This is a genomic window from Geminicoccus flavidas (assembly GCF_009806515.1).
GTDB classification, from domain to species: Bacteria; Pseudomonadota; Alphaproteobacteria; order Geminicoccales; family Geminicoccaceae; genus Geminicoccus; species Geminicoccus flavidus.
In genome coordinates this window covers 1-2,315 of the sequence record NZ_WUJP01000090.1, presented here as the reverse complement: position 1 = coordinate 2,315, position 2,315 = coordinate 1, and the positions used below count along the sequence as shown (strand labels likewise).

The window sequence follows — 2,315 nt, the reverse complement described above, 5'->3', positions numbered from 1 at the left end:
CGCTGATCACCACCGAGATGTGGGTGCAGCTCAACGTCTTCTACAACCGGGTGCTGACGCTCGGCATCGACGATCTGGCCGAGGAGCGGCTCTCGCGGCTGTGCGCGCAGATCAAGGACGGCTGCGACGCTCATTACGGCATCGCCGCCGGCACGCTGTACCGCGACGAGGCCTGGACCTTCTACGAGCTCGGCCGGGCGATCGAGTGCGCCGACCAGACCACGCGGCTGCTGGACGCCAAGCTGTTCGCCGCGGCCCTGCGCGAGGGCGATGACGCGGCCGGCGACGTCAGCTACTGGACGGCGCTGTTGCGCTCGGCTGCCGGCTACCAGGCCTTCCGGCGCCGCCATCCGCGCGAGATCAACCAGGAGAAGGTCACGCTGTTCATGCTGTGCGACCCGTCCTTCCCGCGCTCGGTGGCCTACCACCTGGCCGCCATCGAGGAGCATCTGCACCATCTGCGCCGCCGCTACGGGCTGCGGGCGGCCAGCCGGGCGATCGAGCATCTGGATGGTCTGCGTGACGACCTGGAGCCGATCAAGGTGACCAGGGCGATCGCCGCCGGCTCGGTGCATGCGCTGGACGACTTCATCCAGCAGAGCCTGACCGAACTCAACGGCATCCTCGGCCGCGCCTTCTTCGGCTGGCCGCCGGAAGATGCCCCGGAGGAGCCAGCCAGAACGGCATGAGTATCCGCATCGACGCAACGAACAGCCGGCGCGCCCGCATGCGTGCGCTGACCCCCGACCTGGTGAGCCGGGTCCATCGGGTGGTGCCCGATCCCGGGCACCCTGCGGACCTGGCGCTCTTGAGCGACGACCAGTATCGGCAGATGACCGAACGGCTGCTCCGCGAGATCCGGCCGGGCGAGCCCTTGTGGGTCTTCGCCTATGGCTCGCTCCTGTGGAACCCGACCTTTCGCCAGGCCGAGGCGCGGGTCGGCATCGTGCATGGCTGGCATCGCGCCTACTGCCTCCATCTGACCCGCTGGCGCGGCACGCCGGAGGAGCCCGGCCTGATGCTGGCGCTGGATCGCGGCGGCTCCTGCAAGGGCGTGCTGTTTCGCCTGCCCGACGCGGAGGTGCGCAAGGACGTCGAACTCCTCTTGCGCCGGGAACTCGTCTACACCGACTCCGGCAACCGGCCGCACTGGTTCGAGGTGCGTACGGCGACGGGCAATGTCCGTGCGCTCGGCTTCGTCGCCAACCGGAACTGCTCCTATTACCGGCCGGAGCCGGACCCGGACGAAACGGTCGCGATGCTGGCGAGAGCCTGCGGCCATGGCGGGTCCTGTGCGGAATATCTCTACAAGACCGTGGCGTCGCTCGAGCAGTACGGCATCCATGACCGGCATCTCTGGCGGCTGCAGGAACGGGTGGCGCAACGCATCCAGGCGGAGACCGGGGCCGGGATCTGAGCGGGTTCGGCAATGCTGAAATCGCACTAAAGAAATGCTGACGTTGCCGATCGGCCGCCGGCGCGGCTAGATGTCCATCCTCGACCGCGCAGCCCTTGGCCGGTGGCAGGGGAACGGAGCCGGCCCGACCGGCGTTCGGCGGCGAGATGACCGGATGATGCCGGTCGCCGGAGGCGACGGAATGACGATGGCAGCCGCGACCAAGCACAAGCACCTGACCCTGGTATCGCCCGAGGCGCAGGGCGACGTGTCCGACGCCCTTTGGCGTCAGCTGCGCTGGGAAGCGGAGGAGGCCTGCGCCAAATCGCCGATGCTGGCCCCGCTGTTCCTCGATTCGATCATCAACCAGCCGAGCTTTGAATCGGCGATGTTCCACCGGATCGCCGCCCGGCTGAAGAACGACGTGATCTCCCAGCCCCTGATCCTGCAGGCCTTCCACCGGGCCTCCAGCCATGAGCCGGCGATCGCCCAGGGCCTGCAGGCCGACATCACCGCCGTCTATGATCGCGACCCCGCCTGCGAGCGGCTGATCGAGCCATTCCTCTACTTCAAGGGCTTCCACGCCATCCAGGCGCACCGGCTGACCCACTGGCTGTGGGAGAATGGCGAGCGCGACTTCGCCCTCTACCTGCAGAGCCGGTCCTCCGAGGTGTTCCAGACGGACATCCATCCGGCCGCGCGGATCGGCAGGGGCATCCTCCTGGACCATGCCACCGGCCTCGTGGTCGGCGAGACCGCGGTCATCGAGGACGACGTCTCGCTGCTTCAGGGTGTCACGCTGGGCGGCACCGGCAAGGAGGCCGGCGACCGGCATCCCAAGGTGCGCAAGGGCGTGATGATCGGGGCTGGTGCCAAGATCCTGGGCAATATCGAGATCGGTGCCTGTGCGCGGATCGCG

3 protein-coding genes are annotated in these 2,315 nt (G+C 68.3%); all 3 read left to right on the top strand.

The window, feature by feature from the left end; genetic code table 11:
* Positions 1 to 689 (top strand): alpha-E domain-containing protein (locus EQG76_RS02315; RefSeq protein WP_235031169.1); only part of this gene is annotated, 689 nt, incomplete at its 5' end.
* A 38-nt stretch (positions 690 to 727) separates the two neighbouring features.
* On the top strand, positions 728 to 1,417 hold the full coding sequence (locus tag EQG76_RS02310; protein ID WP_159710247.1) for a gamma-glutamylcyclotransferase: 690 nt from the start codon (positions 728 to 730) through the stop codon (positions 1,415 to 1,417).
* A 187-nt stretch (positions 1,418 to 1,604) separates the two neighbouring features.
* On the top strand, positions 1,605 to 2,315 hold a 711-nt coding region (locus EQG76_RS02305; protein WP_159710251.1), incomplete at its 3' end, for a serine O-acetyltransferase.

Excerpts from the sequence above, each read along its gene's own strand:
- EQG76_RS02310 (WP_159710247.1), top strand. The coding sequence starts at position 728 with ATGCGTGCGCTGACCCCCGACCTGGTGAGCCGGGTCCATCGGGTGGTG.